Here is a 26,727-nt window from a genome sequence, read left to right on the forward strand (position 1 = left end):
ACCCGGGTGGAGGACAGGGCGGTGTACTGACCCCACTCCCCGTCAACAGCACAGGAACGAGCCGGGCCCGCCGCACCGTATCTGGCTCGATCCGTACGACCCACGAGACGAAGAAGAGAGCCGGTCATGGACTTCCTTCGCCCCGCCAGCTGGGAGGATGCGCTGGCCGCCAAGGCGGCGCATCCCACCGCTGTGCCGATTGCGGGTGGCACCGATGTGATGGTCGAGATCAACTTCGACCACCGGCGGCCCGAGTACCTGATGGACCTGGGCCGCATCGGAGATCTCTACGAGTGGGAGGTCGGCGAGGACAGCGTGCGGCTCGGGGCCTCGGTCCCCTACACGAAGATCATGGAAAACCTGCGCGTCGAGCTGCCCGGCCTGGCCCTCGCCTCCCACACGGTGGCCTCCCCCCAGATCCGCAACCGCGGCGGCGTCGGCGGCAACCTCGGCACCGCCTCCCCGGCCGGCGACGCCCACCCCGCCCTCCTCGCGGCCGGCGCCGAGGTCGAGGTCGAGTCCGTGCGCGGCGCGCGCCTCATCCCGATCGACGCCTTCTACACCGGCGTGAAGCGCAACGCGCTCGCCCCCGACGAGCTGATCCGGGCGGTGCGCATCAAGAAGGCCGACGGCCCCCAGCAGTTCTCCAAGGTCGGCACCCGCAACGCGATGGTGATCGCGGTGTGCGCCTTCGGCCTGGCGCTGCACCCGAGGACCCGCACGGTCCGTACGGGCATCGGCTCGGCCGCGCCCACGCCCATCCGGGCCAAGGCCGCCGAGGAGTTCCTGAACGCGGCGCTCGAAGAGGGCGGCTTCTGGGACAACGGAAAGATCATCACCCCGTCGGTCGCCAAGCAGTTCGCGGATCTGTGCTCCGCCGCCTGCAACCCGATCGACGACGTCCGGGGCACGGCGAGCTACCGCCGCCACGCGGTCGGCGTCATGGCCCGCCGCACGCTGACCTGGACCTGGGAGTCGTACCGCGGCACCGCCCGCGCGACGGAGGGAGCCGCGTAATGCGCGTCAGTTTCACGGTCAACGGACGTCCGCAGGATGCCGACGACGTGTGGGAGGGCGAGAGCCTTCTGTACGTCCTGCGTGAGCGCCTCGGCCTTCCGGGGTCGAAGAACGCCTGCGAACAGGGCGAGTGCGGCTCCTGCACGGTCCGCCTGGACGGTGTGCCGGTGTGTTCGTGTCTGGTCGCGGCCGGTCAGGTGGAGGGCCGCGAGGTCGTCACGGTCGAGGGCCTGGCGGAGTACGCCGAGCAGCGTTCCTGCGGTACCGGCGGGTGCGGCACCTCCCTCGACGAGGCCAGACGGTGGGAAGCGAGGGGCTCCGACTCGCAGACCGGCGAAGGTGTTCGACTGTCGCCGATCCAGCAGGCGTTCATCGACGCCGGCGCCGTCCAGTGCGGCTTCTGCACCCCCGGTCTGCTCGTCGCCGCCGACGAGATGCTGGAGCGCAACCCGAACCCGACCGACGCGGACATCCGCGAGGCGCTCTCCGGCAACCTGTGCCGCTGCACCGGCTACGAGAAGATCATGGACGCGGTCCGCCTGGCGGCCGCCCGGCAGGCCGAGGGGGTCTGAGGATGCCCAACGGCGCTCCCACCAAGATCACGCAGGGCTCGGGGACCAAGGGCGGCATCGGCGAGTCCACGCTCCGCCCGGACGGCACCCTCAAGGTCACCGGCGAGTTCGCCTACTCGTCCGACATGTGGCACGAGGACATGCTCTGGGGCCAGATCCTGCGCTCCACGGTCGCACACGCCGAGATCGTCTCCATCGACACGAGCGAGGCGCTCGCCACCCCCGGCGTGTACGCCGTGATGACGTACGACGACCTGCCGACCGATGTGAAGCACTACGGCCTGGAAATCCAGGACACCCCGGTCCTCGCCCACGGCAAGGTCCGCCACCACGGCGAGCCGGTCGCGATCGTCGCCGCCGACCACCCGGAGACCGCGCGCCGCGCCGCTGCCAGGATCAAGGTGGAGTACCGGGAACTTCCGCTCATCACGGACGAGGCGTCCGCCACCGCCCCGGACGCGGTCCTCGTCCACGAGAACCGCACCGACCTCCCCCAAGGGCCTCCGACAAGCTCCGGTCCAGGGGGGACCCCCATTTCGGGGCATGTCCCACACCCGAACATCGTCCACCGTCAGCCGATCGTGCGCGGTGACGTGGCGGAGGCCGCGAAAAGGGCCGACGTGATCGTCAAGGGCGAGTACACCTTCGGCATGCAGGACCAGGCCTTCCTCGGCCCCGAGTCCGGCCTCGCGGTCCCCGCCGAGGACGGGGGAGTCGACCTCTACGTCGCCACCCAGTGGCTGCACGCCGACCTCCGTCAGATCGCACCCGTCCTGGGCCTGCCCGAGGACAAGGTCCGGATGACCCTGGCGGGCGTCGGCGGAGCCTTCGGCGGCCGCGAGGACCTGTCGATGCAGATCCACGCCTGCCTGCTCGCCCTGCGCACCGGGAAGCCGGTCAAGATCGTCTACAACCGCTTCGAGTCCTTCTTCGGGCACGTCCACCGCCACCCGGCGAAGTTGTACTACGAGCACGGGGCCACGAAGGACGGCAAGCTGACGCACGTCAAGTGCCGGATCGTCCTCGACGGCGGCGCCTACGCGTCCTCCTCCCCGGCGGTGGTCGGCAACGCGTCCTCGCTCGGGGTGGGCCCCTACGTCGTGGACGATGTCGACATCGAGGCCATCGCCCTCTACACCAACAACCCGCCCTGCGGCGCCATGCGCGGCTTCGGCGCGGTCCAGGCGTGCTTCGCGTACGAGGCCCAGATGGACAAGCTGGCGAAGAAGCTCGGCATGGACCCGGTGGAGCTCCGCCGGCTCAACGCCATGGAGCAGGGGACGATCATGCCGACCGGACAGCGCGTCGACTCCCCGGCGCCGGTCGCCGAACTCCTGCGCCGCGTCAAGGCGATGCCCATGCCGCCGGAGCGCCAGTGGGAGAGCTCCGAGGGCGCGGACGTACGGCAGCTGCCCGGCGGTCTGTCCAACACCACCCACGGCGAAGGCGTCGTACGCGGTGTGGGCTACGCCGTCGGCATCAAGAACGTCGGCTTCTCCGAGGGGTTCGACGACTACTCCACCGCCAAGGTCCGCATGGAGGTCGTCGCGGGCGAGCCCGTCGCCACCGTGCACACCGCGATGGCGGAGGTCGGCCAGGGCGGCGTCACCGTCCACGCGCAGATCGCCCGCACCGAGCTGGGCGTCACCCAGGTGGCCATCCAGCCGGCGGACACGCAGGTGGGGTCGGCGGGTTCGACGTCCGCGTCCCGCCAGACGTACGTCACCGGGGGCGCCGTGAAGAACGCCTGCGAGCTGGTGCGCGAGAAGGTCCTGGAGATCGGGCGCCGCAAGTTCGGTTCGTACCACCCCGCTTGGGCCACGGCCGAACTGCTGCTGGAGGGCGGCAAGGTCGTCACCGACGCCGGAGAGGTGCTCGCCGACCTCGTCGACGTCCTCGGCGACGAGGCGGTCGAGATCGAGCGTGAGTGGCGGCACCGGCCGACCGAGCCCTTCGACCTGCGCACCGGCCAGGGCAACGGCCACGTCCAGTACTCCTTCGCCGCGCACCGCGCGGTCGTCGAGGTCGACACCGAGCTGGGCCTGGTCAAGGTCATCGAACTGGCCTGCGCCCAGGACGTCGGCAAGGCACTCAACCCGCTGTCCGTCGTCGGCCAGATCCAGGGCGGTACGACCCAGGGGCTGGGCATCGCGGTCATGGAAGAGATCGTCGTCGACCCGAAGACGGCCAAGGTGAAGAACCCCTCGTTCACGGACTATCTGATCCCCACCATCCTCGACACCCCGACCATCCCGGTCGACGTGCTCGAACTCGCCGACGAACACGCCCCGTACGGGTTGCGCGGCATCGGCGAGGCCCCCACCCTGTCGTCGACTCCGGCCGTGCTCGCGGCGATCCGCAACGCGACGGGCCTGGAGCTGAACAGGACGCCGGTACGTCCGGAACACCTGACGGGAACCTGACCCCTCCGGGGGTTGAGCAGGTGATTTCCTCTGGGGGACTCCGTCCCCCAGACCCCCGATGTTCGCCTCGGGCCGTCCCCCGGGTCGTGCAGATCCCAAATCCCGTACGTCGCCGAAGGCAACACGGACGGGTGCCCCTGTGAACCTTGGGAGATGGCACCATGACCCAGCAGTCAGTGGAGCCCAGGTCCGCCGCCGAGGACGCGGGCGCGGGAATCCGCGTCCCGGCCGACCGGACCTGGATCGACCGGTACTTCCACATATCCCACCGGGGATCCACGCTCGCACGCGAAGTGCGCGGCGGCGTCACCACCTTCATGGCGATGGCGTACATCCTCCTGCTCAACCCGCTGATCCTGTCCGGCAAGGACGCGGCGGGGGACACGCTCGGCCAGAAGGCCCTGATCACCGCGACGGCGTTCGCGGCCGCGTGCACCACGCTGCTGATGGGCTTCGTCGGCAAAGTGCCGCTCGCCCTCTCAGTGGCACGGTCGTCGCCGCGATCCTCAACGCCGCCGGTGTCATCAAGCCCGGCGCCTGGGCCGGCGGCGCCCCCGAACTGCACGGCAGCGCGGTCTCGATGCCCGACTTCTCGCTCTTCGGGAAGGTCGATTTCGGCGGCTGGGGCGAGGTCGGCGCGATGACCGTCGGCGTGATCGTCTTCACGCTGGTGCTCGCCGGTTTCTTCGACGCGATGGCCACCATCATCGGCGTCGGCACCGAGGCCGGGCTCGCCGACGACAAGGGCCGTATGCCGGGCCTGTCCAAGGCGCTGTTCATCGACGGCGCGGGTGGTGCGATCGGCGGTGTGGCGGGCGGTTCGGGCCAGACGGTGTTCATCGAGTCGGCGACGGGGGTGGGCGAAGGCGCCCGCACGGGCCTCGCCTCCGTCGTCACCGGTCTGCTCTTCGCGGCCTGCCTGTTCTTCAGCCCCCTGACGGCGATCGTGCCGCAGGAGGTGGCGTCGGCCGCCCTGGTCGTCATCGGCGCCATGATGCTGATGAACGCCCGTCATGTGGACTGGGGTGACCGCGCCACCGCGATTCCCGTCTTCCTGACCGTGGTCCTCATGCCGTTCACGTACACCCTCACCGCTGGTGTCGCCGCGGGCGTCGTCTCGTACGTCGCCATCAAGGCGGCCCAGGGCAAGGCACGCGAGATCGGAGCCTTCATGTGGGGCCTGGCAGGCATCTTCCTCGTCTATTTCGCCCTCAACCCCATTGAGGACTGGCTGGGCGTGCACTGACCGCTCCCCGAAAACCCCGCTACATGACCGCTGCTAAGGAGACCGAGAGATGCTGGACATCGCCGAGGAGCTGAACCGGTGGGTCGGGCAGGGACGCGACTTCGCCGTGGCCACCGTCGTGGCCGTCGGCGGCAGCGCGCCCCGTCAGCCGGGCGCCGCCCTCGCGGTGGACGCCGACGGCACGGCGATCGGCTCCGTCTCCGGCGGTTGTGTGGAGGGCGCGGTCTACGACCTGTGCCGGCAGGCCCTGCGGGACGGCGAGACCGTTCTGGAGCGCTTCGGATACAGCGACGAGGACGCCTTCGCCGTCGGACTGACCTGTGGCGGCGTCATCGACATCCTCGTCACACCGGTCCGCGCGGCCCATCCCGCCCGTTCGGTGGTCGCCTCGGCGCTGGCCGCCGCGGCCTCGGGCTCGGCCGCGGCGCTCGCGCGGATCGTGGCGGGCCCGGCCGAGCTGCTGGGCCGGACGCTGCTCGTACGGCCCGACTGCGCGTACGAGGGCGGCTTCGGCGCCCACCCCGAACTGGACCGCACGGTGGCGGCCGAGGCGGGCGCCTTCCTGGACGCGGGCCGCACCGGAACCCTCGAGATCGGAGAGCAGGGCTCTCGCTGCGGAGCACCGCTCACGGTTCTGGTCGAGTCGTCCGTCCCGCCGCCCCGGATGATCGTCTTCGGCGCGATCGACTTCGCCTCCGCGCTGGTCCGTATCGGCAAGTTCCTTGGCTACCGCGTCACGGTGTGCGACGCGCGCCCCATCTTCGCCACCCGCACCCGCTTCCCGGAGGCCGACGAAATCGTCGTCGAGTGGCCGCACAAGTACCTGGAGCGCACGGAGGTCGACGGCCGCACCGTGCTGTGCGTACTCACCCACGACGCCAAGTTCGACGTACCCCTGCTCCGACTGGCGTTGAGGCTTCCGGTCGCGTACGTCGGCGCGATGGGCTCGCGCCGCACCCACCTGGACCGCAACGAGCGACTGCGCGAGGTCGGCGTCACCGAGCTGGAGCTGGCGCGCCTGAGGTCCCCGATCGGCCTCGACCTCGGCGCCCGCACGCCCGAGGAGACGGCCCTGTCCATCGCCTCGGAGATCGTGGCCAACCGGCGTGGCGGCAGCGGGGTTTCGCTCACCGGGGCGCACACCCCGATCCACCACGACACGGCGTCGCCGCCGGCGGGGCGGATCGGGTCCGTGGCCTGACCGGCGCCTAAGCGCTCCGCCGGCAGTCCGGTATGCCACCTGCGGTGCGTCGTGGCTCGTCGCTCCCCCAAGTTCTCGGCTTCTCCCCCAAGTTCTCGGCTTCGCTCGAGCAGGGGGACCCCCATGAGCAGGGGGGACCCCCATCGCGGCGGAGCCGCACATCGATACAGCCCCGCGCCTCTTTGGGGCGCTGCCGAACCGCACCAGACTTCGCCGAGCCCGCTCAGACCGGTCTGCGGACCAGGATGTACGCCTGCGGTGTCTTCTCCCGCTCGTCGGCCGCGCGCACGAGCCGGGCCACCTCCTCGAAACCGGCCCGGCCCAGCAGCTCGGAGACCAGCTCCGGTGGGAAGCGGTAGACGTCGAGGGACAGGTCGTGCCCGTACGCGTGGTCCAGGTGCACGCACTCGTCGCCCACCTTGAAGGCCAGCAGCAGGTACCCGCCGGGGGCCAGCACGCGATGGAACTCCTCGAACAGAGCGGGCAGTTCCTGCGGGGGCGTGTGCACGGTGGAGTACCAGGCGAGGGCTCCGGCGAGCGTGCCGTCCGCGATGTCGAGGCCGGTCATGGACCCCACCTCGAAGCGCAGTCCGGGGTAGGCCTGCCGGGCCACAGCCACCATCCGCGGTGACAGGTCGATGCCGAAGGCGTCGAGGCCGAGCTTGTCCAGATAGGTGGTCACCCGCCCCGGACCGCATCCGAGGTCTCCGACGGGCCCGCCCCCGCTGCCCAGCACCCGTTCGGCGAACACCCCCAACATGGCCCGGTCGAAGGGCATGTTGTCCAGCTCGCTTCTCGATAACCGGTCGTAGTCGACGGCGACGGTGTCGTACGACGCCCTGGTGGTTCGAAGATGCGCGGTCTCGGTCATGGAAAAAGACCCTAGACCTCGCCACTGACATCGTGGCCCGGATCCCGTGCCAGCAGCCTGTCCACCGCACGCCCGAACGTCCACCGGGCCACCCGCCCGAGCGGCCGGTCCATGACCCGCGGCAGCGAGCGTACGGCCAGGTCCTCCCGCCACACCACGTGCGAGCGGCCCTCACCGTACGGACGCACCTCGATCTCCGCCCAGCCGGTGACGAAACCACCCCGCTTGACCAGCCGGCACAGCGCCGGCGGACGCCAGACGGCCACCTCCATCGGGTCGTCGAAGGCGAGCGGGCCGACGCCGGAGCGGGCCACGAACACCGTGCCCTCGGCCGTCGGCGGCGGGGTGAGCACCGTGATCCGGGTGAGCGGCACCACGTCCGCGTGGCGCGGCCAGTCCGTGAGCCGTCGCCAGGCCTGCTCGGCGGAGAGCGGAGTGACGCGTTCGAGGCGGAAGAGGACCACCGGGGGATCGTACGCAGAGGATGTCGCGCGTTGGCCCTCGGCCACGCGTCATCATGCGCCCGACCCTGATCCACTGCTCACCGGAGAGCCTGCGTCTGGCCTGGTGATCCGCCTCGGTCCGGCCGCCGTCAGGGCCGGTACACCTCACCCGGCTCGGCCTTGCCCGGCGCCAGCAGCTGGGGCACGGTCACGAACACGTATCCCCGCTCCTTGAGCGCGTCGATGATCCCGGGCACCGCGGGCACGGTGCCCGCGTAGATGTCGTGGAGCAGGATGATCCCGTCCCGGGACGCCTGCTCCAGCACCCGCTTCTGGATCAGCTTCGAGTCGTTCGTCGTGTAGTCCTTGGCGGTCACGCTCCACAGCACCTCGGCGAGCCCCAGCTCGCGGCTGATCTTGTTGACCGTGTCGTTCGTACGGCCCTGGGGCGGGCGCATGAGGGTGGGCTTGCGCCCGGTGAGCTTCTCTATCGCCTCGTTCGGCTTTTCCAGTTCCTCGCGTATTTCCTTCGGCGATATCTCGGTGAGGATCTTGTGGTCCCAGGTGTGGCTGGCCACCTCGTGCCCCTCGGCGGCCATCCGCTTGACCAGCTCCGGGTACTTCTCGATGTGCCGCTTGCCGAGCAGGAAGAAGGTCGCGGGGACCTTCTTCTCCTTGAGGATGTCCAGCAGCCGCGCCGAGTTCTCGCTCGGTCCTGCGTCGAAGGTCAGCGCGATGCACTTGGCCCGGCGGCAGTCCACGGTGCCGAACCGGGCCGGCGCGCCGGCGGCGACGGCGTGCGCGCGGACGGCGCTGGGCTCGGTGGTGTGTAGCGTGGTGCAGCCCGAGAGGGCCATGGTCGTCGTCGCGAACAAAGCGGCCGCGGTACGCAACCTGACCGTACGCTTGTTCGTCTTCCCCTTCGAAGGCATGCGGAGACTATACGCTCAGTGTATAGATGGCATGCGCCGCCCAAGCTGCTCGGCGGAAGCGGCATTCAGACGTTCAGAAGCGGCATTCAGACGTTCAGCCTGTTCTTGCGAGGAACCCCGGGCGTTCACGCCCGGGAGGAATCGCATCCTGGGGTGGGCGGTGCGGAGCACCGCGGCGGCATCCGGCGCGGAGCGCCGGGACAGTCAGGCAATGAACCGGGGAGATTTTCCGTGTTCGAATGCGGAAGGTCTGGAGGCCGGATAACGTCGCGGGCGTGAAGCTGGTGGTACAGGTGAAGCTGCTGCCGACGTTCGTACAGGCGGCGGCACTTGAGGCGACCCTGTGCGCCTGCAACGAGGCCGCGACCTGGGCCAGCCAGGTCGCCTTCGAAAAGAATGTGAAGAACAACTTCGCGCTGCGCAGGCTCACCTACGACGAAGTGAAGACGCGGTGGAACCTGGGGGCGCAGGCCGCCCAGCACGTGATCAAGAAGACCTGTGACGCCTACGCCACCCTCAAGGCCAACCTGAAGGCCGGGAACCTGGGCAGGCCCGGCTCAAAGCGGTACCGGAAAGCGACGGAGAAGCCGATCGGGTTCCGCCCGGAGGGTGCCCAGCCCTATGACGACCGGATGCTGTCCTGGCAGATTGCCGAGCGGCGCGTGTCCATCTGGACCGTGACCGGGCGAATGAAGGACGTGGCGGTCGCCGCGAGCCCCGAGCAGCTGGCCATCCTGGCGCTGTACCGCAGGGGCGAGTCCGACCTCGTCTGCCGGGACGGCATGTGGTTCCTGCAGGCCACCTGCGAGGTGCCCGAGGCCGAGCCGAACACGGACCCGGTGGACTTCCTCGGAATCGACCTGGGCATCGTCAACATCGCCACCACCAGCGACGGTGAGATCATGGCCGGGCGTGAGCTCAACCGCACCCGGGTCCGGGAACGCAAGCTGCGCGCCAAGCTGCAGAAGAAGAACACCCCGTCCGCCAAACGCCGCCTGAAGAAGCGCAGGCGCAAGGAGGCGCGGCGGGCGCGGGACATCAACCACAAGATCGCGAAGCATGTGGTGGCCGAGGCGATGGGGGTACCTCCCACGCCGTTAAGGCAGTGGGGGAGCACCGGTCGCGGGATCGCCCTGGAAGACCTGGGCGGCATCCGTGAGCGGGTACGGCTTCGCAAGCCCCAACGGGCCACCCACTCCAGCTGGGCCTTCGCCCAGCTGGGGTCGTTCATCGCGTACAAGGCCCGCCGGGCGGGGGTGCCGGTGGTGTACGTCGATCCGGCGTACACCTCGCGCACCTGCGCCGAGTGCGGGCACATCGACAGGGCGAATAGGGTCTCCCAGGCCTGGTTCGCGTGCCGGAACTGCGGCGTCGTTGCGCACGCGGACCGGAACGGCTCCCGCAACATCCGCGCCCGCGCGCGGGAGTTGCGGCGACGCGGGGCCCAGTCGACGGCCCCTGCCCCACCGCCGCGTCAGCGGGGCGGGGCTGGACGCAAACGCAGCATCACCGCCAGTGATGCCCGTTGTGCAAGCCCGGCGCTTAGCGCCGGGTAGTTGACAGGCTCGCCGCGTGGTCGGGTACGTAGGTCTGCAGATCGCGCGGTGTGCGCTCGTAGCCGGTCGACTCCGGCCGCTCGGGAAGTTCCAGGACCGGCGGCGGCACCTCGTGGTACGGGATGGAGTCGAGCAGGTGAGCGATCATGTTCAGCCGCGCCCGGCGCTTGTCGTCACTCTCCACGACGTACCACGGCGCCTCCGCGATGTCCGTGTGCACCATCATCTCGTCCTTCGCCCGGGAGTAGGCCTCCCAGCGCGTGATCGACTCCAGGTCCATCGGCGACAGCTTCCAGCGCCGCGTCGGATCCTCCAGCCGGCGCCGGAACCGCTCCTGCTGCACCTCGTCGCTCACCGAGAACCAGTACTTGCGCAGCAGGATCCCGTCCTCCACCAGCATCCGCTCGAAGATCGGGCACTGGCGCAGGAAGAGCTGGTGCTCCTCCTTCGTGCAGAAGCCCATGACGTGCTCGACGCCCGCCCGGTTGTACCAACTGCGGTCGAACAGCACGATCTCCCCGGCCGCCGGCAGATGCTCCACATACCGCTGGAAGTACCACTGGGTGCGCTGCCGCTCGGTCGGCTTGGGCAGCGCCGCGATCTTCGCCACCCGCGGATTGAGGTGTTCCGTGACCCGCTTGATCGTGCCGCCCTTGCCCGCCGCGTCCCGGCCCTCGAAGATCACGACCAGCCGGGCGCCCTCCGTGCGCACCCACTCCTGAAGTTTGACCAACTCCGTCTGGAGGCGGAGCAGTTCCTCTTCGTAGACCTTGCGCGGCACCTTCTCCACGTCCTTGCCGGCCATGCCGCCGCCTCCCCACATCGATGACCCTCGCGGTCCTGCCCCGTTCACCACGACAGCAGCACCGTACTGATCGACGAAGAACCGCGCATCCCGGCCGGCCGCCCCCGGCCCATCCCCGGGGCCTCGTCAGGCATCCTGATGGTGGTCCGGCAAATGGAGAGGTGAGGGAGCTGTGGTGAACGAGCGGGCGCAGGGCCAGGGTGACGGTGCTTCCGGGACGACTCCGCAACTGCGTCTGGACGAGCTGCTGGAGGGGCTGCAGCAGCACGTGCAGCAGGTGCGGGGGGCCCGCGACCGGATGCACACCCTGCTGGACGCGGTGCTGGCCGTCGGCTCCGACCTGGACCTCGAAGTGGTGCTGCGCAGCATCGTGGAGTCCGCGGCCACCCTGGTCGACGCCCAGTACGGGGCGCTCGGCGTGCTCGGCGACGAAGGCACCATCAAGCAGTTCATCACGGTCGGCATGGACGAGGAGGACGTCGCCCGGATCGGGCCCTACCCGCGTGGCGAGGGCATATTGGGCCTGCTCATCCGCCACCCCGAGCCACTGCGGCTGGCGAATCTGGCGGAGCACCCGGCGTCCGTGGGCTTCCCGCCCGGGCATCCGCCCATGTGCAGCTTCCTCGGCGCCCCGGTCCGGGTGCGCGACCAGATCTTCGGCAACCTGTACCTGACCAACAAGCAGGGCGCCGCGCAGTTCGACGCCGACGACGAGGCGGTGCTGCGCACCCTGGCCGCGGCGGCCGGTGTGGCCATCGACAACGCCCGGCTGTACGAGGACGCCCGCCGTAAGCACCGGTGGCTGGCGGCGAGCGACGAGCTGACCCGTGGTCTCCTGTCGGGCGGGGACCCCGCCGAGGTCCTGGAGTCGGTCGCCGCCACCGTGCGGGAGCTGGCCGGTGCGGACCTGGTCACCCTGGCGGTACCGGTGGGCGACAGCGGAGAGCTGGTCGTCGAGGTCGCCTCCGGTACGCAGGCCGCATCGCTGCGGGGCCTGGTGCTGCCGGTCACGACGCTGGCCGCGAAGGTCTACGCCTCCGGGGAGACGATCATGAGCGAGGCCGTCAGTGCGGACCCGCGCGCCGAGGGCGGCAGTGCCTCGGTGGTGGAGCTGGGGCCGGCCTTCCTCGTGCCGCTCGGCACGCGCGACCATGTGCGCGGAGTGCTGCTGGTGGCGAACGTTCCCGGCGGCCCGGTGTTCTCCGACGCGGTCGTCGACATGATCACCGGGTTCGGCAACCAGGCCGCGCTGACCCTGGACGTGGCCGAGCACCGGCGGGACGCCGAACGCATGCTGGTCCTCGGGGACCGCGACCGGATCGCCCGGGATCTGCACGACCTGGTCATCCAGCGGCTGTTCGCCGGGGCACTGTCGTTGCAGTCCACGCTCGGCCGGGTCGCCGACCGGCCGCAGGTGGGCGAGCGGATCCAGCGGGTCGTGGATGACCTGGACGACACGATCAAGGTGATCCGCTCCACCATCTACGCCCTGCGGGAGAGCGACCGTGCCCGCGGCAGCGGGCTGCGCGCCCGGCTGGTGACGGCCACCGACCGGGCCGCCGAGGCCCTCGGTTTCACCCCGGCGCTGCGCATGACCGGTCTGCTGGACACCGATGTGCCCGCCGAGTACGCCGGGCAGCTGCTGGCCGTGCTCGGTGAGGCCCTGTCCAACACGGCCCGGCACGCCCACGCGACCGCCGTCGACGTCGGTGTCGAGGTGGGTGGCGCGACCCTGCGCCTGCGGGTGGCGGACGACGGCCGCGGCATCGACCCCGTCGTCACCCGCCGCAGCGGCCTGGCCAACCTGAACAGGCGTGCCGAGGAACTGGGCGGCACGTGCACCGTGGCGGCGAACAGCCCGAGCGGCACCGTGGTCGAGTGGGTCGTGCCCCTGCCTGCCCTTGCGTGACCCGGTACGCGGGATCTGCGGATCCAGTGCGCCGGCCGCGGCAGCGCTCTGCCGCGGCCGGGCGAGGGGCCGACCCACCAGGCGGGCGCGTCTTCATCCGTCGCCGTGCGCCCCGGCGAGGGGGCGCCCCGCCACCAGGCGCGTTGTCATCCGGAGTTGTCATCCGGGGTTGTCATCCGGAGTTGCGTTCCCCTGCGGGGCGTCTTCCTCCACGGCGAGGGATACGTCCGCCGAGCCGGACCGGACGTCGCGGCCGCAAGGACGACGTACGGGCAGGTAGGACGGCCGAAGAGGGCCGACCGGCCCTAACGCCGTCGTGGCAGCCGCCGGGATGATGGACCGATGCTCCAAGACAACGGCATGCGCGCACTGGACCGGCAGGAGTGCCTACGCCTGCTGGCCAAGGTGCCGGTCGGCCGCGTCGTGTACACCCGTCAGGCGCTCCCCGCCGTACTCCCCGTCAACTTCTCCCTCGACGCGGACTCCTCCGTCGTGCTGCACACCTCCGCGGCCTCCGGCCTCGTGCACGCCATCGACGGCGTCGTGGTCTCCTTCGAGGCGGACGAGTTCCATGCCCCGACCGAGTCCGGCTGGAGCGTGGTTGTCACCGGCCGGGCCCACGTGGTGACCGACCCGGTCGAGAACGAGCGCCTGCGGCGCACCGGACCCCGATCCTGGATGCGTGTAGGGGACGGAGTCTTCGTACGGATCGAGTCCGAGATGGTCACGGGGCGGGAACTCGCGGGCACATGCGGCAGCGACTGAACGGGCCCGCGCATCAGTCCGCCCGCTCGCCGCGCGCGCCGGGTGCCGTCGGTTCCCGACCGGCGGTCGAACGGGCCGTGAGGTGAGCGGACGCACGCGGTGTGCGTCCGCCGTCAGGGCCGTATCCGAAACGGATCAGCAGCTGGGGGTAGTACCGCTGCCTGGCTCCGCCCATGGCCGTCCTCAGGTCCGGCCACTCCATGGCCTGGTGCAGCATCGACGTACGCACCCCGTGCCGGGTGGCCACCAGCAGTGCGTGCTCCATCGCCTGACCCGCCCGCAGCCAGTCCTCCTGCCGGTCGCGCACGGTCCACACCAGGGCGACCTGCGCGTGACGTTCGAAGCGCAGGGCGGGCAGGCGCAGGCCGGGCAGCGGGCCGGTGAAGTCCCGTACCGGCATCTGTCCGGCCGCCTCCCGGGGGCCCAGGGCGGTGACCGGGATTCCGTAGGGGGCGGGGGCCTGCGGGGCGGTGATCCATGTGCGGGCCTCGGCGGTACGGGCCGGGTGGGCGGCGTTGCGCGCCTCGGCCGCGGCGGTCAGACGCAGCAGACGACGGGTCCCGACGATGCCGGGGACGTCCAGGTGCGCGCCCTCGGCCCGCGCGGCAGTGATCATCTCCGTCACGATGTGCTCCGGAACCGGACGTCCGGTGAAGGGCATGCGGCTGGTGTGGCGCCGCTCGACGGCCTCGTACAGGTCACGGTACGACGGCTGCCCGTCCGGCCCGGGCCCGGTCAGGCGCACGGTGGCCAGCAGGTCGGGATCGCCCGGTTCGGGGAGCAGCCGTACGACGGGGTTCCAGCCCAGATGCGCCGCGGCCACGCGGAGGTTGAAGACGGCGGCGCCCACGGACAGGTGCAGGGCGCGTCGTTCCGGGTCGGCCAGCGCCAGCGGCCGCCCGCGGTCGGCGTGGACCTCGATCGACCGGGTGTCCGGGGCCATGCCGAACCGCCAGGGCTGCGTGTTGTGGATCGACGGCGCCGCCACGGCCGCTGACAGCAAGGTCTCCAGGGCAGCCCCGTCGACTTCCGGTGTCTGCATCACCGCTCCTTCATCGTGCTCCCTCGTCCAGCCCACCTTCCGCCGTCCCCCCGGTCCGGGGCGAGGGCTGAGTGGTCCATCCGAAGGGCCCGAAGCCGGGGTCCGACGGGCTTGCCGAACGCGGCCGCGCACGCCGCAACGACCGGAACGTCACGGCCGGCTGGGCTCCGCGACGACAGGGGGCCCGGCGGCGCCGCCCGTCGCGCTCGACGCATGCGCAGGGAGGCGACGCAGGGAAGGGACGCACAGCAGTGCCAGCGCGGCGGGAACCGCGACGAGCGTCATCGCGTACAGAGTGGGCCGCACACCGAGGAACGCGGACACCGGCCCGGCCAGGGCCAGACCGAGAGGCATGAGTCCTTCCGTCAGCAGGTGGTCGTAGGAGCTCACACGGGACAGGGCACCTTCGGGCACGTGGGTCTGCAGGGCGGTCTCCCAGAGAACGAAGCAGAGGGAGACGGCCACGCCGGTGACCGCTTCGAGTGCCGCGATGAGGACGAGCGGTGCGCCGGAGCCGATGATCAGCGCCTGGCAGGAGGCCACGGCGAGCGCGGCGGCCGCCACTGCCATGGGCCGCGCGATCTTGATCCGGTATGCGCACACGTCTCCCACGATGGAGCCGATGCCGAAGGCCGCGACCACCACCGACCAGCTTGCCGCACCGCCCCAGGCGTGTTCGGCCAGGACAGGTCCCAGCACGAACACCGATGGCAGCATGACCACGTGGTACACCGCTATGGCGGCCATGCCCGCCCAGACCCACGTCCGGGAACGCACCTGTGCCCAACCCGCGCGCAGTTCCCCCAGGAACGCGCCACCGGTGACGACCTGAGCCGGCTCGGGCGTAGTGTCGCGGACGGTCAGCCGGGACAGGAACGCGGCACTGACGGCGAAGGTCACGGCGTCCAGGGCCAGGGCGCCACCCGGACCGGCCACCGCCACCAGGCCACCCGCCAGGGCGGGCCCCACCACCAGCCCGGACGACTGGACGAACCCTCGCAGGGCGTTCGCCTCCCGCAGCCGTTCGGGCGGGACGACCAGCGGTATCAGCCCGGTCGAAGCAGGCATGAAGAACGCGTCCGCGGTGCCGAACAGCACCATCAGCACGACGAGATACGGAACCTCGCACGCACCGGTCAGCAGCAGTACGGAAAGGATTCCCTGAGCGGCGAACCGCACCAGATCGGAGACGAGCATGATGCGGTGCCGCCGGAAACGGTCCGCCAGGACCCCGCCCACCAGGGTGAAGAGCAGCATGGGCAGCAGCCCCGCGGCCGCCACCAGCCCGACGTCGGAAGCGGACCCGCCGATCGAGAGCACCGCGAAGGGCAGCGCCACGAACGACACACGATCGCCCAGCACGGACAGGGACTGCCCGACGAACAGGCGGGCGAACTGCGGCTCATCGCGCAGCACGGCAGGGATCAAGGGTTTCACGCGATGACCGAATCAGTGACGAAGGACAGGGTGTGCAGCGCTCCATCCTAGGGAGGACGCCCCTGCCGGTCGCCTGAATTTCCCTCCAGCCGCAGTACCCGACGCCCTGCTCACCCCGTCAGCTGCCGGACGGCCTCAAGGGCCCGGCCCGTGCCGTCCTCGGCCGCCATGTGCCGTGCGGCGGTCGCGGCGGCGCGTGCGTATGCCTGCTGCCGCACGACGCGGTCCAGCGCGTCGGCGAGCCGCTCGGCGGTGAGGGAGCGGAAGGGGATCGGGTCGGTGGCGGCGCCGAGTGCGGCGAGTCGTCCCGCCCAGAACGGCTGGTCCGCTGCCACGGGTACGGTCACCGCGGGCACACCGGCGCGCAGGGCGGCCGCCGTGGTGCCCGCCCCCGCGTGGTGGACCACCGCGGCCAGGCGTGGGAACAGCAGGGCGTGCGGTACGTCCCCGATGGTCAGGATGTCGTCGCCGTCGGCCGTGAGCCCGGCACTGCCGGACTGGAGAATCCCGCGCAGCCCGGCACGCCGCAGCGCTCGTACGGCGATCTCGCTCAACCGGTCCCCGTCTCCGGCCGCCATGCTGCCGAAGCCGATGAGCACGGGCCGCGGCCCGGCCTGAAGGAAGTCCTCCAGGTGCGCGGGCAGCCGCTCGGCCGGGTCGAGGTGGGGCCACCAGGTACCCACGACCTCCAGGCCGGGACGCCAGTCGGACGGGCGTGGCACCAGCGCCGTGCTGAAGCCGTGCAGGACGGGCCAGTTCGCCCGTTCCCGCCGTCGGCGCATCGCGGAGGCGGAGAGCGCGGGCAGCCGCAGACGGCGGCGCAGCTCCGCGACCGCCTGCTCGTAGACACGGTCGGCCATGCGGAGGGCGAAGCGCCCGGCCGCGCGGTTGCCGAGGCGGCCGAGCGAGCGGGAGCCCGTCACCACGGGCGGGAAGTCGCCGGTGGGCGCGGTGGGCTGGAGGTACACGCCCAGGCTCGGCGTGCCCGTGGCCTCGGTGAGATGCCAGCCGAGCTGGGCGGTGGTGGGCGACAGCAGGAGCAGATCCGTGCCGTCGGCCACCGCGTCGGCGAACCCCTGGCCCAGCTCGGTGACGAACGCGGTGGCGGCGCGCATCAATTCACGTTTGCCTGCCACGCTGCCGCGCCCCTGTGCGTCGGCGGGCAGACCGCGGAACTCCAGCCCGGCGTCGCGCACGAGGGGCGCGAAGGCGTCCGTGGTGGCGAGGGCGACGTCGTACCCGGCCCGGCGCAGTGCGGCGCCCAGGCCGGTGTAGGGCGCGACGTCGCCGCGCGATCCGGCCGCGGCGATCAGGATCCTCATCGGACCTCCTCGCAGTCGGCACGGCCGCCCGCGTGGCGGGCCGCGTTGGCGTGGACGGCCTTGCACGTATAGGCGGCCAGGCCCGGGCGTTGCTGCGACGGCGGCACGACCAGGGCGAAGGCGCGTGCGTCGGCGACGAAGTCGTCCGCGATGCGCCGGTGCATGGCGGACGGGCAGGAGGTGAACCAGCGCGATATGTGCAGGCGGTGCTCCTCGGCGAGGTCCATGGCCCGCTGGCCGTCACTCGGCTCCCCGTCGTCGAAGGCCGCGAGCAGCTCCGCGCGCCAGGCGGCGGCCTCGCCCATGAGCTGCCGCCAGTCCTCCTTGGTGTGCGCGGCCGCGCGCGCCATCGCCTCGCGCTGTCCCTCCGAGTGCGCCCACTTCAGCTCTGCCTGGGTGGCGTAGCTCAGGTCGAAGGTGATCTCACCGAAGACCTCGAAGCGTTCCTGAGGAGTCAGGGACACCCCGGTCTGCTGGACCTCGATGGCCCGTTCCGCCACCTCGGCGAGCTGCTGGAGCCTGGCGATCTCCTCACTCAACTGCCGCTGGCGGGCCCGCAGCTGCTCCAGTGCGTTCGCCTGCGGATCCTTGAGGATCGCGGCGATGTCGTCCAGGGAGAAGCCGAGCTCGCGGTAGAAGAGGATCTGCTGGAGACGGCCCAGGTCGGCGTCGTTGTAGAGCCGGTAGCCGGCGTGGCTGCGGCCGCTGGGTGAGAGCAGCCCGGCCTTGTCGTAGTGATGCAGCGTACGCACCGTCACGCCGGCAAAAGCCGAGACCTGCCCCACGGAGTAGCTCATGAACCTGCCCTTTCGTCGGCCCACAGCTTCAAGCCTTACGTAAGGGGAGGGTCAACTCGGCTTCGCGGGCTGCGCGAGGTGGCTCGTGACAGCGCTCACGGGTGCGCCGCGGGTGACGCCAGGAGGCGCCCACCGCGGCGCACCGGTGCCGGGTCAGCCTTCGATGCGGTGAGTGGTCCAGAACGAGGTCAGGTCCGTGGTCGTGGCGGCCTGGGCGGCCGCCTTGAACTCGGCCGTGGTCGAGACGCCGTACCAGTGAGCGGTGGCGTAGTCCTTCAGCAACTTGGCCATGGCCGTGTCACCGAGGACGCGTCGCAGATCGTGCAGCGCGCACTTGCCGTAGCCGTAGACGACGGTGGAGTACCGGGAGGAGTGGGCGTCCCAGTAGGCCATCGAGTTGGTGATCTTCTCGGCCGACGACGCCCAGGAGACGCTGCTCCAGCAGTTGGTGCCCGTCTTGTTCAGGGCCAGGTCGGTGGCGTAGTCGGTGAACGCCTCATCGAGCCAGGGGCTGTTGTACTCGTCGTCGCCGACGATTCCGTACCACCACTGGTGGCCGATCTCGTGGGTGAGGGCCGTGGTACTGACCAGGTCGAGGACGAAGCCCGGGTACTCCATGCCGCCGAACCAGAAGTTGTTGTCGAGCACCGCGTCCAGCTCGCCGTACGGGTAGGCGCCGAACCGTGACGCGTGGGCGTCCACGGCGGTCTTGGCGGTGGTGAGCATCGACTGTGCGTTGGCGGAGCTGATGCCCGAGACGGAGTAGACGTTGATCGGGGTGCCGGCGGTCGAGGTGCCGGAGATCTTGGTGAAGGGACCGGCCGCCCAGGCGAAGTCACGCACCTTGGAGGCGGTGGCCGTGGTGATCGTGCGTCCGCTGGAGCCGGGGGTGTCGACCGAGGTGCCGGTGGCCGGCACCAGCAGGGTGCTGGGATGGTCGAGGGTCACCTTGAAGTCGGCGGCCAGGGAGTAGAACGACTCGCCGTTGTTGGTGTACGGGTCCAGGTGCCAGCCCGCCCCGTCCTTGACCGCGAGAACGGGCAGGGCGTTGCCGATGAAGCTGTAGGCCCCGTCGTAGCCGAACCGGTCGGCGCCGCTCGGGACGGTGATGCCCAGGTCGAAGCCGATCGTGGCGGTCTGCCCCTGGGCGAGGGGCGTCGGCAGGTCGATGTGGAGGGCGGTGCAGGCGACGGACAGGGCACCGGCTGTCCCGCCGGTGACGTTGCTGACCGTGATCGGCGGGGCGGAGCAGGTGCCGTGGTAGTTGTCCCACAGCCGCAGATACACCTCGCTGAGCGCGGTGGAGGAGGCGTTGGTGAAGGCCACGCTCTCGTGGCCGGTCCAGACGGTGCCGCTCGTGTTGCCGCTCAGGCTGACGGTGTACGAGGGTGCGGCCGGGGTGCGGGTGGAGTCCGCCGGCGGGGTCGTGCCGCCCGAGGTGTCGAGGGCGACGTCGTCGACGACGAAACTCGTCTGGAGGCTGGAGTCCTCGGTACCGGTGAAGGCGACGGTCACGGTCTGGCCCGCGAACGCCGAGACGTCGAACGACTTCTGCGCGTACCCGGTGTTCTTGTCGAGGTTCGAGTACGTCGCCAGCGTCGTACTGCCGATCTTCGCCGTCAGCTTGTCGTACGCGGTGGACGAGGTCGTCTCGGCGGTGTCGATGTGCAGCCAGAAGGTGAGGGTGGCGCTGCTGCACCCGGTGGGGATCGTGACGGACTGCGAGAGGGTGTCGGTGTGCGTGCTGCCGACACCGTCCAGCCAGGCGAAGCTGGTGCCGCCGTGGGCGGTCTGCCCCGAGCGGCTGGTGATCACGGTGGTCGCGGACTGGCTCCAGGGTGAAGTCCCGCTCTCGAAGCCGCCATTGGTGACCACTTGGGCCGGGGTGCAGGCGGCGGCCACGGGAGCCGCGTCCGGCGCGGCTGCCGCGGCGGCGACGGGGAGGGAGAAGGCAGCCGTCGCCGCGACGGCGAGTGCGCTCGCGGCGAGGGCGTTGCGGGGGGTTGGTCTCACACGAAACTCCTTTGCGGCGGCCGGGTTCCGGCCTGCTCGGTGGCCGCCGGGCCGGCATGGGTGTGCCGGAGGCGGGCCGTGGCGTCGCGTATCGGTTGTGTGATCGTTGGGGAGAGATGTCCGCCGCGTCCGCCCGGAGACGGGGCGACGGCTGCCGGAAAGCCTGACAGATTTGACAAGGGCATGCCATCAAGTTGGGTAAAAGTGGTCCCGCTCCCGCTGCGGGCCAGGTGACCGGACCGATCAGGAATCGAGAAGCGCCGGCGGCCGAGCCGCACCTAGCCTGACAGTCATGGAGATCAGCCCCATGCCCACCGGAGCCACCCGTGTGGCCGACCGGTCCTACCGTGGGGTGCTGCGCAACCGGCCCGCCCGAGAGATGGAGACACGATGAGCATGGCCCCGAGGACGGACACCCAGTCGCCGGCGCCGCACGTTGCCGACAGTCACGAGCTGATCCGCGTGCACGGCGCGCGCGAGAACAACCTCAAGGACGTCAGCGTCGAGATCCCGAAGCGCCGGCTGACGGTGTTCACCGGTGTCTCCGGCTCGGGCAAGAGCTCGCTGGTGTTCGACACGATCGCCGCGGAGTCGCAGCGGCTGATCAACGAGACCTACAGCGCCTTCGTGCAGGGCTTCATGCCGACGCTGGCACGGCCCGAGGTCGACGTCCTCGACGGGCTGACCACCGTGATCACCGTCGACCAGCAGCGGATGGGTGCCGACCCCCGCTCCACGGTCGGCACCGCCACCGACGCCAACGCGATGCTGCGGATCCTCTTCAGCCGGCTCGGGAAGCCGTACATCGGCTCGCCCAAGGCGTTCTCCTTCAACGTCGCCTCGATCAGCGGAGCCGGTGCGGTCACCTTGGAGCGCGCCGGGCAGACCGTGAAGGAGCGTCGCAGCTTCAGCATCACCGGTGGCATGTGTCCGCGCTGCGAAGGCCGGGGCACCGTCACGGATCTCGACCTCACCCAGCTCTACGACGACTCCAAGTCGCTCAACGAGGGCGCGATCACCGTCCCCGGCTACAAGGGGGGCGGCTGGAACTCCCGGCTCTACATCGAGTCGGGCTTCTTCGACCCGGACAAGCCGATCAGCAAGTTCACCAAGAAGGAGCTGCACGACTTCCTTCACCGCGAGCCGACCAGGATGAAGATCGCGGGCATCAACATGACCTACGAGGGGCTGATCCCGCGCATCCAGAAGTCGATGCTCGCCAAGGACCGGGAGGGGATGCAGCCGCACATCCGGGAGTTCGTGGACCGGGCGGTCACCTTCACCACCTGCCCCGACTGCGACGGCACCCGGCTGAGCGAAGGGGCCAGGTCGTCGAAGATCGAGGGGATCAGCATCGCCGACGCGTGCGCGATGCAGATCAGCGACCTGGCCGACTGGGTTCGCGGCCTCGACGAGCCGTCGGTGGCGCCGCTGCTCACCACGCTGCAGCAGACTCTCGACTCGTTCGTGGAGATCGGCCTCGGCTATCTCTCGCTCGATCGGCCGGCGGGCACGCTGTCGGGCGGCGAGGCACAGCGCACCAAGATGATCCGTCACCTCGGCTCCTCGCTCACCGACGTCACCTACGTCTTCGACGAGCCCACCACGGGCCTGCACCCCCATGACATCCAGCGGATGAACGACCTGCTGCTGCGGCTGCGGGACAAGGGCAACACGGTGCTCGTGGTGGAGCACAAGCCGGAGGTGATCGCGATCGCCGACCACGTCGTCGACCTCGGCCCCGGCGCCGGCACGGCGGGCGGCACCGTCTGCTACGAGGGCACCGTCGAGGGGCTGCGGACAGGCGGCACCCTCACCGGCCGCCATTTCGACGACCGGGCAGCCGTCAAGGACGCGGTGCGCAAGCCCACCGGCACGCTGGAGATCCGCGGCGCCACGACGCACAACCTGCGCGAAGTCGACGTCGACGTCCCGCTCGGCGTCCTCACGGTCATCACCGGCGTCGCCGGCTCCGGCAAGAGCTCGCTCGTGCACGGGTCGATTCCGGCCGGGGAGGGTGTCGTGTCGATCGACCAGACCGCGATCCGCGGCTCGCGCCGCAGCAACCCGGCGACGTACACCGGACTGCTCGACCCGATCCGCAAGGCGTTCGCCAAGGCCAACGGCGTGAAGCCCGCGCTGTTCAGCGCCAACTCCGAGGGCGCCTGCCCGACCTGCAACGGCGCCGGCGTCGTCTACACCGACCTGGCGATGATGGCCGGGGTCGCCACCACCTGCGAGGAGTGCGACGGGAAGCGGTACGAGGCGTCGGTCCTCGACTACCACCTGGGCGGTCGCGACATCAGCGAGGTGCTGGCGATGTCGGTGACCGAGGCCGAGGAGTTCTTCGGCGCCGGCGAGGCGCACACCCCGGCGGCCCACCGGATCCTGCAGCGGCTGGCCGACGTCGGGCTCGGCTACCTCACCATCGGGCAGCCGCTCACCACGCTCTCCGGCGGCGAGCGGCAACGGCTCAAGCTGGCCACGCACATGGCCGAGAAGGGCGGCGTCTACGTCCTCGACGAGCCGACCGCCGGCCTGCACCTCGCCGACGTCGAGCAGCTGCTCGGCCTGCTCGACCGGCTCGTCGACTCCGGCAAGTCGGTCATCGTCGTCGAGCACCACCAGGCGGTCATGGCGCACGCCGACTGGATCATCGACCTCGGCCCCGGCGCCGGACACGACGGCGGCCGGATCGTCTTCGAGGGCACCCCCGCCGACCTCGTCGCCACCCGCTCCACCCTCACCGGAGAGCACCTCGCGGCCTACGTCGGCAGCTGACCGGGGCCGTCGGGGACACCGTGGGACGGAGGAGGATGCCGGCACTACCCGGCATCACCGAGTGCATCGCTTCGATCCGGTGCCGGGGCGCCCCGCTCGAGGTGTGCGGGGCCGCCCTTCGGGAATGACGTTTCCTTCGGCTGCTTGTGGTGCAGGCGGCCGGCCATCGTCTATCGGCTCTTGCGCTGATGGCGTCGGATCACCAGGGCGAGTACGCAGGCGGCCAGGGCCGTGGCTGCGGCGGCTGCGGCGTAGAGGGGTGCGCGAGATCTGGCGGCCTTCTCCTTGGCAAGCGTCACGGTTGCCGTACTGGTCCGCTCCACTGTGCCGCTCCGCAGCGTCAGCTTGGCTTTCCAAGGACCGTCGGGCAGGCGTGGATCGAGGGGAACGGTGACGATGCCCGTTCCGTGCGGGGCGAGTGTGATACCGGAGGCCGCTCGGAACGGGCCCGCGCTGACGCCGCCGGGGCCGTCACGAAGGTCGAGTGTCCCGTTCAGATCCACCGCTCGCCTGCCCGGGTTGCGGACGGCCGCGACAAGGCTGGGGCGGCCTTGTTTGTCACGCGTGCCTTTCATCTTCTCGATCTCGAAGTCCGAGAGGGGCTCTCCGCCGGGCCCGATGTCCAGGTAGATCCGCACCCCCACGCGGTTGATGCTGCCGATGTTGTGGGTGGCGTCCGCCGCCGCGCCGCTTTCGGCCCATACGACGGCGTAGCGCTCTCCGGCCTGTGCGGTCCGCGGCACCTTGATCGTGATTTTGGCCTTGGATTTCGAGTGCGGTTTCAGGACGGCGATGGCTGGTTTGACGCTGATCCACCCGGTCAGTTCGTTGGGTGTGCGCTTCGCGGCGAAGGTGAACCCGTTGTTCTTGATGGAGGCGGCGGCCGGATACAGGTCGATGCGGCGTGCGGCGGACGATTTGTTGGCGATCTCGATGCTGCGCTTGATCGTCATGCGCGGCTTGAGATGGTCGACGATGTACATCCGTGCCCGTGGGTCGTTCCGCCGCGCCACGGGCGCTTCGAGGAGCCGGATACCGATGGATTCCGGCTTCCTGTCCACTGCTGTCGCCGAGGTGATGCCGGCCGGAGTGAGGACACCCAGGGCGATCGCCGCCGCGGCAGGAGCCGCGGCGGCGATCAGAGTGAAGGGCCGGTGCTGAGGCGACGGTTCACGCCACAGAATGGGTCACCGTCCCGGTGTAGATGCCGGCGACCGCGGCCGCGGGCACGGCGACGTCCAGGGTGGGGTTCCAGGTGACGGAGTTGTTGCCGGAACCGCTCGGCTTGCTGAACGCGGTCCGGGCGGAGGCGAGCGTTCCCGCCGTGCCCGGAGTGAACGGCCCGTTGACGGAGGTGATGGCCGCTCCGGGTGTGTAGGTCGTCGCGCTGCCGGTGATGGGGCTGCCACCGGTGGTGGTGAAGGCATCGGTCAGGGAGGCGGTGGCCACCCAGCTGGCATCGGCCAGCGAACGCTCGTCGGTCACCGTGACCTGGCCGAGCTGACCGGTGGCGGTGTTGCCCGGAGTGACCTGGCTCAGGGTGGCCGACGTGGGAACGCCGATGGTCAGACCGTCCGTGGGGGAGACCTGGAAGGTGGTCACCGTGTCCCCCTGGTCCGGGGAGGCCGCCTCTCCGAGCGGACCGCCGCCGACGGTGAGCAGGGTGGGGCTGGCCGTGTCGGTGGAGGTGTCGATCACCGACACGTTGCCGGGGCCGGTGTTCGTGATGTACGCCTTGGCGCCGTTCGCGGTGATGGCCACCCCGCTCGGGCTGGCGCCGATGTTGGTGGTGATGGTGGAGGAGACGGCATCGGTGGTGGTGTTGATCACCGACACACTGTTCGAGCCGTTGTTCACGACATAGGCCTTGGAACCGTTGGAGGTCACGGCCACCCCTCGGGGAGCCGTGCCGACAGCGATGGGGGTACCGGCAGTGTCGGTGGCCGTATCGACCACCGATACGTCGTTCGACGTGTTGTTCGTGACGTAGGCCTTGGCGCCGTTGGGGGTGATGGCGATCGTGGAGGGATTCTGGCCGACGGGGACGGTGCCGGTGACGGTGTCGGTGGCGGTGTCGATCACCGACAGGTTGTTGGCGTTGAGGTTGGCGACGTAGGCCTTGGCACCGTTGGGGGTGACGGCCACCCCCACGGGGGTGTTGCCGACGGTGATGGTGCCGGTGACGGCATTGGTGGCCGTGTTGATCACCGAGACGGTGCCGTCGAGGGTATTGACCACGTAGGCCTTCGTGCCGTCAGGGGTGAAGGCCACCCCTCGGGGTTCGTCGCCGACGGCGATGGTGGCGCTGACGGTGTTGTCCGCGGTGTTGATCACTGACACGTCGTCGGAGCCGCTGTTCGTGACATAGGCCTTGGTGCCGTTCGGCGCGATCGCCACCCATGTCGGAGTGGTGCCGACAGCGATGGGAGGGGCACCGACGGTGTCGTTCGTGGTGTTGATCACCGAAACTGTGTCGTCGGTGGAATTGACCACATAGAGGTAGTTCGACGGGGCGGCGGCTGCGGGAGGCGCGGCGACGACGGGCAGCGTCAGCGAGGCCATCGCCGTCAAACCCACCATGGCCCGTCGCCTGGCCGGTGCGGGTTTACCCCCCTTTCGCCGTCCGAACCATCTCCCGGGCCGCCCCTCGGGGCGGCCACCCAATTCCGGCCGATAAGCCCGGTGTCCGAGCAACGGAGACCTCCGCGTTCATGACGATGGCGCCCGCGCATGGCAAGGCGCCGAGATCATCTGCGATGACTCGGAGATCAATTTATGGGGATTGTTACTGCAATAACCGAAATAGAGAAATAACGCGTGTCGTATTCGTCTTATATGCCGAATAAGTCCCTGGGAATAGGGGCGGTCTGCCTGCGGGCCTCAAGCCACTGAATGCGTGACCGTGCCGCGATAGACGTCGGCCACCCCGGCGGCGGGCACATGGACGATCAGGGTGGGGTTCCAGGTGACGGAGTTGCTGCCGGAACCGCTCGGATGGCTGAACGCCATGCGGAAGGTGGTCAGGCGCCCGGGGTGACCCGGCGTGAATGGCCCGTTGAACGCATCGATCGCCGCTCCGGGGCGGTAGACCACGTGACTTCGGGAGATCGTCTCATCGGAGTCAGGTGAACCGGCCGTGAAGTCCTGGCTCACGGTGACGGTGGCTGTCCAAGCGGCATCCCGCGCGGCCCGCTCGTCGGTGACGCGAACCTCGCCGAGGCGGCCATGGGCCATGTGTCCCGGCCATGCATCGGACAGTGCGGCGGCGCAGGGAGCCGATACATACAGGCCCCCCGGCGCGACCACCTCGAAACCCACCCAGGTGTCCGCGCTGTCCACACCATCCACGCCGTCCGCGGTGCCGCCTGCGCCGGCCGGCGTGGCACCGAGCGCGGCGACCGCACCCGCCGCGAGGATGGCGCATCTCGCCAGTGACATTCCAGTGCTGTTGCCGCTTGTCATACGCGCACGATATGTCATAAAAGCTGATTATTCGTGACTCGGGTCGGCGTGGAGGTGTCGACCACGCACCGGTAGCGCACGTCGGAGGCGAGGACGCGCTCGAACGCTTCGCTGATCCTGTCTGCGAGAGCGT

At 70.2% G+C, this 26,727-nt stretch carries 20 protein-coding genes and 1 pseudogene; 9 read left to right on the top strand and 12 right to left on the bottom strand.

What is annotated here, in order from left to right; translation table 11 throughout:
* Window positions 1-126: 126 nt before the first annotated feature.
* The 5 genes and pseudogenes from Q2K21_RS11260 to Q2K21_RS11280 all read left to right on the top strand — a co-directional run bounded on the left by Q2K21_RS11260 (window position 127) and on the right by Q2K21_RS11280 (window position 6,459).
* The gene (locus Q2K21_RS11260; RefSeq protein ID WP_310769525.1) at window positions 127-1,017 is read left to right on the top strand and encodes an FAD binding domain-containing protein; all 891 of its coding nucleotides are present in this window, start codon (window positions 127-129) and stop codon (window positions 1,015-1,017) included.
* Window positions 1,017-1,589: a (2Fe-2S)-binding protein gene (locus Q2K21_RS11265; protein ID WP_310769527.1), complete on the top strand. Its 573-nt coding sequence runs from the start codon at window positions 1,017-1,019 to the stop codon at window positions 1,587-1,589. The genes Q2K21_RS11260 and Q2K21_RS11265 overlap by 1 nt, the downstream gene beginning before the upstream one ends.
* A gap of 2 nt (window positions 1,590-1,591) precedes the next feature.
* A complete protein-coding gene (locus Q2K21_RS11270) occupies window positions 1,592-4,012 on the top strand; it encodes a xanthine dehydrogenase family protein molybdopterin-binding subunit (protein WP_310769529.1) in 2,421 nt (806 codons plus the stop codon).
* A 161-nt stretch (window positions 4,013-4,173) separates the two neighbouring features.
* Window positions 4,174-5,258: pseudogene (locus tag Q2K21_RS11275) on the top strand (solute carrier family 23 protein).
* 49 nt (window positions 5,259-5,307) lie between these two features.
* On the top strand, window positions 5,308-6,459 hold the full coding sequence (locus Q2K21_RS11280; protein WP_310769532.1) for an XdhC family protein: 1,152 nt from the start codon (window positions 5,308-5,310) through the stop codon (window positions 6,457-6,459).
* A gap of 223 nt (window positions 6,460-6,682) precedes the next feature.
* Here the strand turns inward: Q2K21_RS11280 and Q2K21_RS11285 are convergent, their stop codons facing one another.
* The 3 genes from Q2K21_RS11285 to Q2K21_RS11295 all read right to left on the bottom strand — a co-directional run bounded on the left by Q2K21_RS11285 (window position 6,683) and on the right by Q2K21_RS11295 (window position 8,705).
* The gene (locus Q2K21_RS11285) at window positions 6,683-7,330 is read right to left on the bottom strand and encodes a class I SAM-dependent DNA methyltransferase (protein WP_310769534.1); all 648 of its coding nucleotides are present in this window, start codon (window positions 7,328-7,330) and stop codon (window positions 6,683-6,685) included.
* 11 nt (window positions 7,331-7,341) lie between these two features.
* Window positions 7,342-7,794: an SRPBCC family protein gene (locus Q2K21_RS11290; protein ID WP_310769536.1), complete on the bottom strand. Its 453-nt coding sequence runs from the start codon at window positions 7,792-7,794 to the stop codon at window positions 7,342-7,344.
* 128 nt (window positions 7,795-7,922) lie between these two features.
* Window positions 7,923-8,705, bottom strand: a complete 783-nt coding sequence (locus Q2K21_RS11295; protein WP_386275974.1) for a polysaccharide deacetylase family protein — start codon at window positions 8,703-8,705, stop codon at window positions 7,923-7,925.
* A 275-nt stretch (window positions 8,706-8,980) separates the two neighbouring features.
* Here Q2K21_RS11295 and Q2K21_RS11300 point away from each other — a divergent pair, with 275 nt between their 5' ends.
* Complete coding sequence (locus tag Q2K21_RS11300) at window positions 8,981-10,261, top strand: RNA-guided endonuclease InsQ/TnpB family protein (RefSeq protein ID WP_310769538.1); 1,281 nt, start codon at window positions 8,981-8,983, stop codon at window positions 10,259-10,261.
* Here Q2K21_RS11300 and ppk2 read toward each other — a convergent pair.
* On the bottom strand, window positions 10,248-11,066 hold the full coding sequence (ppk2, locus tag Q2K21_RS11305; RefSeq protein WP_310769540.1) for a polyphosphate kinase 2: 819 nt from the start codon (window positions 11,064-11,066) through the stop codon (window positions 10,248-10,250). The two genes, Q2K21_RS11300 and ppk2, sit on opposite strands and share 14 nt — an antisense overlap.
* A 175-nt stretch (window positions 11,067-11,241) precedes the next feature.
* Here ppk2 and Q2K21_RS11310 point away from each other — a divergent pair, with 175 nt between their 5' ends.
* Window positions 11,242-12,975 (top strand): sensor histidine kinase, encoded by a 1,734-nt coding sequence (locus Q2K21_RS11310; protein ID WP_310769542.1) that lies wholly within the window; start codon window positions 11,242-11,244, stop codon window positions 12,973-12,975.
* A 342-nt stretch (window positions 12,976-13,317) separates the two neighbouring features.
* Window positions 13,318-13,740: a pyridoxamine 5'-phosphate oxidase family protein gene (locus tag Q2K21_RS11315; protein WP_310769544.1), complete on the top strand. Its 423-nt coding sequence runs from the start codon at window positions 13,318-13,320 to the stop codon at window positions 13,738-13,740.
* A gap of 13 nt (window positions 13,741-13,753) precedes the next feature.
* On the opposite strand, the gene Q2K21_RS11320 is transcribed toward Q2K21_RS11315, so the two are convergent.
* The 5 genes from Q2K21_RS11320 to Q2K21_RS11340 all read right to left on the bottom strand — a co-directional run bounded on the left by Q2K21_RS11320 (window position 13,754) and on the right by Q2K21_RS11340 (window position 20,351).
* Complete coding sequence (locus Q2K21_RS11320; RefSeq protein ID WP_310769545.1) at window positions 13,754-14,782, bottom strand: Acg family FMN-binding oxidoreductase; 1,029 nt, start codon at window positions 14,780-14,782, stop codon at window positions 13,754-13,756.
* Between the two features lie 150 nt (window positions 14,783-14,932).
* Window positions 14,933-16,219, bottom strand: a complete 1,287-nt coding sequence (locus Q2K21_RS11325) for an MFS transporter (protein WP_310769547.1) — start codon at window positions 16,217-16,219, stop codon at window positions 14,933-14,935.
* 110 nt (window positions 16,220-16,329) lie between these two features.
* A complete protein-coding gene (locus Q2K21_RS11330; protein WP_310769549.1) occupies window positions 16,330-17,541 on the bottom strand; it encodes a glycosyltransferase in 1,212 nt (403 codons plus the stop codon).
* Entirely contained in the window at window positions 17,538-18,338 is an 801-nt protein-coding gene (locus Q2K21_RS11335) for a MerR family transcriptional regulator (protein WP_310769551.1), read from the bottom strand. Before Q2K21_RS11335 ends, Q2K21_RS11330 begins: the two co-directional genes overlap by 4 nt.
* Window positions 18,339-18,491: 153 nt before the next feature.
* Window positions 18,492-20,351 (bottom strand): M1 family aminopeptidase, encoded by a 1,860-nt coding sequence (locus Q2K21_RS11340; RefSeq protein ID WP_310769554.1) that lies wholly within the window; start codon window positions 20,349-20,351, stop codon window positions 18,492-18,494.
* A gap of 390 nt (window positions 20,352-20,741) precedes the next feature.
* Between Q2K21_RS11340 and Q2K21_RS11345 the strand changes: the two genes are divergently transcribed.
* Window positions 20,742-23,132, top strand: a complete 2,391-nt coding sequence (locus Q2K21_RS11345) for an excinuclease ABC subunit UvrA (RefSeq protein ID WP_310769556.1) — start codon at window positions 20,742-20,744, stop codon at window positions 23,130-23,132.
* 170 nt (window positions 23,133-23,302) lie between these two features.
* Here Q2K21_RS11345 and Q2K21_RS11350 read toward each other — a convergent pair whose 3' ends face one another.
* The 3 genes from Q2K21_RS11350 to Q2K21_RS11360 all read right to left on the bottom strand — a co-directional run bounded on the left by Q2K21_RS11350 (window position 23,303) and on the right by Q2K21_RS11360 (window position 26,594).
* The gene (locus Q2K21_RS11350; RefSeq protein WP_310769558.1) at window positions 23,303-24,115 is read right to left on the bottom strand and encodes a peptidase; all 813 of its coding nucleotides are present in this window, start codon (window positions 24,113-24,115) and stop codon (window positions 23,303-23,305) included.
* A 187-nt stretch (window positions 24,116-24,302) separates the two neighbouring features.
* The gene (locus Q2K21_RS11355; protein ID WP_310769561.1) at window positions 24,303-25,712 is read right to left on the bottom strand and encodes a YVTN family beta-propeller repeat protein; all 1,410 of its coding nucleotides are present in this window, start codon (window positions 25,710-25,712) and stop codon (window positions 24,303-24,305) included.
* Window positions 25,713-26,012: 300 nt separating this feature from the next.
* Window positions 26,013-26,594, bottom strand: a complete 582-nt coding sequence (locus Q2K21_RS11360) for a hypothetical protein (RefSeq protein ID WP_310769563.1) — start codon at window positions 26,592-26,594, stop codon at window positions 26,013-26,015.
* Window positions 26,595-26,727: the final 133 nt, after the last annotated feature.

Source organism: Streptomyces sp. CGMCC 4.7035 (assembly GCF_031583065.1).
GTDB lineage: Bacteria > Actinomycetota > Actinomycetes > Streptomycetales > Streptomycetaceae > Streptomyces > Streptomyces yaanensis.

Bases quoted from the DNA above. Each gene is read 5' to 3' on its own strand.
- Q2K21_RS11260 (WP_310769525.1), top strand. From the start codon at position 127: ATGGACTTCCTTCGCCCCGCCAGCTGGGAGGATGCGCTGGCCGCCAAG.
- Q2K21_RS11265 (WP_310769527.1), top strand. From the start codon at position 1,017: ATGCGCGTCAGTTTCACGGTCAACGGACGTCCGCAGGATGCCGACGAC.
- Q2K21_RS11270 (WP_310769529.1), top strand. From the start codon at position 1,592: ATGCCCAACGGCGCTCCCACCAAGATCACGCAGGGCTCGGGGACCAAG.
- Q2K21_RS11280 (WP_310769532.1), top strand. From the start codon at position 5,308: ATGCTGGACATCGCCGAGGAGCTGAACCGGTGGGTCGGGCAGGGACGC.
- Q2K21_RS11285 (WP_310769534.1), bottom strand. From the start codon at position 7,330: ATGACCGAGACCGCGCATCTTCGAACCACCAGGGCGTCGTACGACACC.
- Q2K21_RS11295 (WP_386275974.1), bottom strand. From the start codon at position 8,705: ATGCCTTCGAAGGGGAAGACGAACAAGCGTACGGTCAGGTTGCGTACC.
- ppk2 (WP_310769540.1), bottom strand. From the start codon at position 11,066: ATGGCCGGCAAGGACGTGGAGAAGGTGCCGCGCAAGGTCTACGAAGAG.
- Q2K21_RS11315 (WP_310769544.1), top strand. From the start codon at position 13,318: ATGCTCCAAGACAACGGCATGCGCGCACTGGACCGGCAGGAGTGCCTA.
- Q2K21_RS11320 (WP_310769545.1), bottom strand. From the start codon at position 14,782: ATGCAGACACCGGAAGTCGACGGGGCTGCCCTGGAGACCTTGCTGTCA.
- Q2K21_RS11330 (WP_310769549.1), bottom strand. From the start codon at position 17,541: ATGAGGATCCTGATCGCCGCGGCCGGATCGCGCGGCGACGTCGCGCCC.
- Q2K21_RS11335 (WP_310769551.1), bottom strand. From the start codon at position 18,338: ATGAGCTACTCCGTGGGGCAGGTCTCGGCTTTTGCCGGCGTGACGGTG.
- Q2K21_RS11345 (WP_310769556.1), top strand. From the start codon at position 20,742: ATGAGCATGGCCCCGAGGACGGACACCCAGTCGCCGGCGCCGCACGTT.
- Q2K21_RS11350 (WP_310769558.1), bottom strand. From the start codon at position 24,115: ATGTACATCGTCGACCATCTCAAGCCGCGCATGACGATCAAGCGCAGC.
- Q2K21_RS11355 (WP_310769561.1), bottom strand. From the start codon at position 25,712: ATGGTGGGTTTGACGGCGATGGCCTCGCTGACGCTGCCCGTCGTCGCC.
- Q2K21_RS11360 (WP_310769563.1), bottom strand. From the start codon at position 26,594: ATGACAAGCGGCAACAGCACTGGAATGTCACTGGCGAGATGCGCCATC.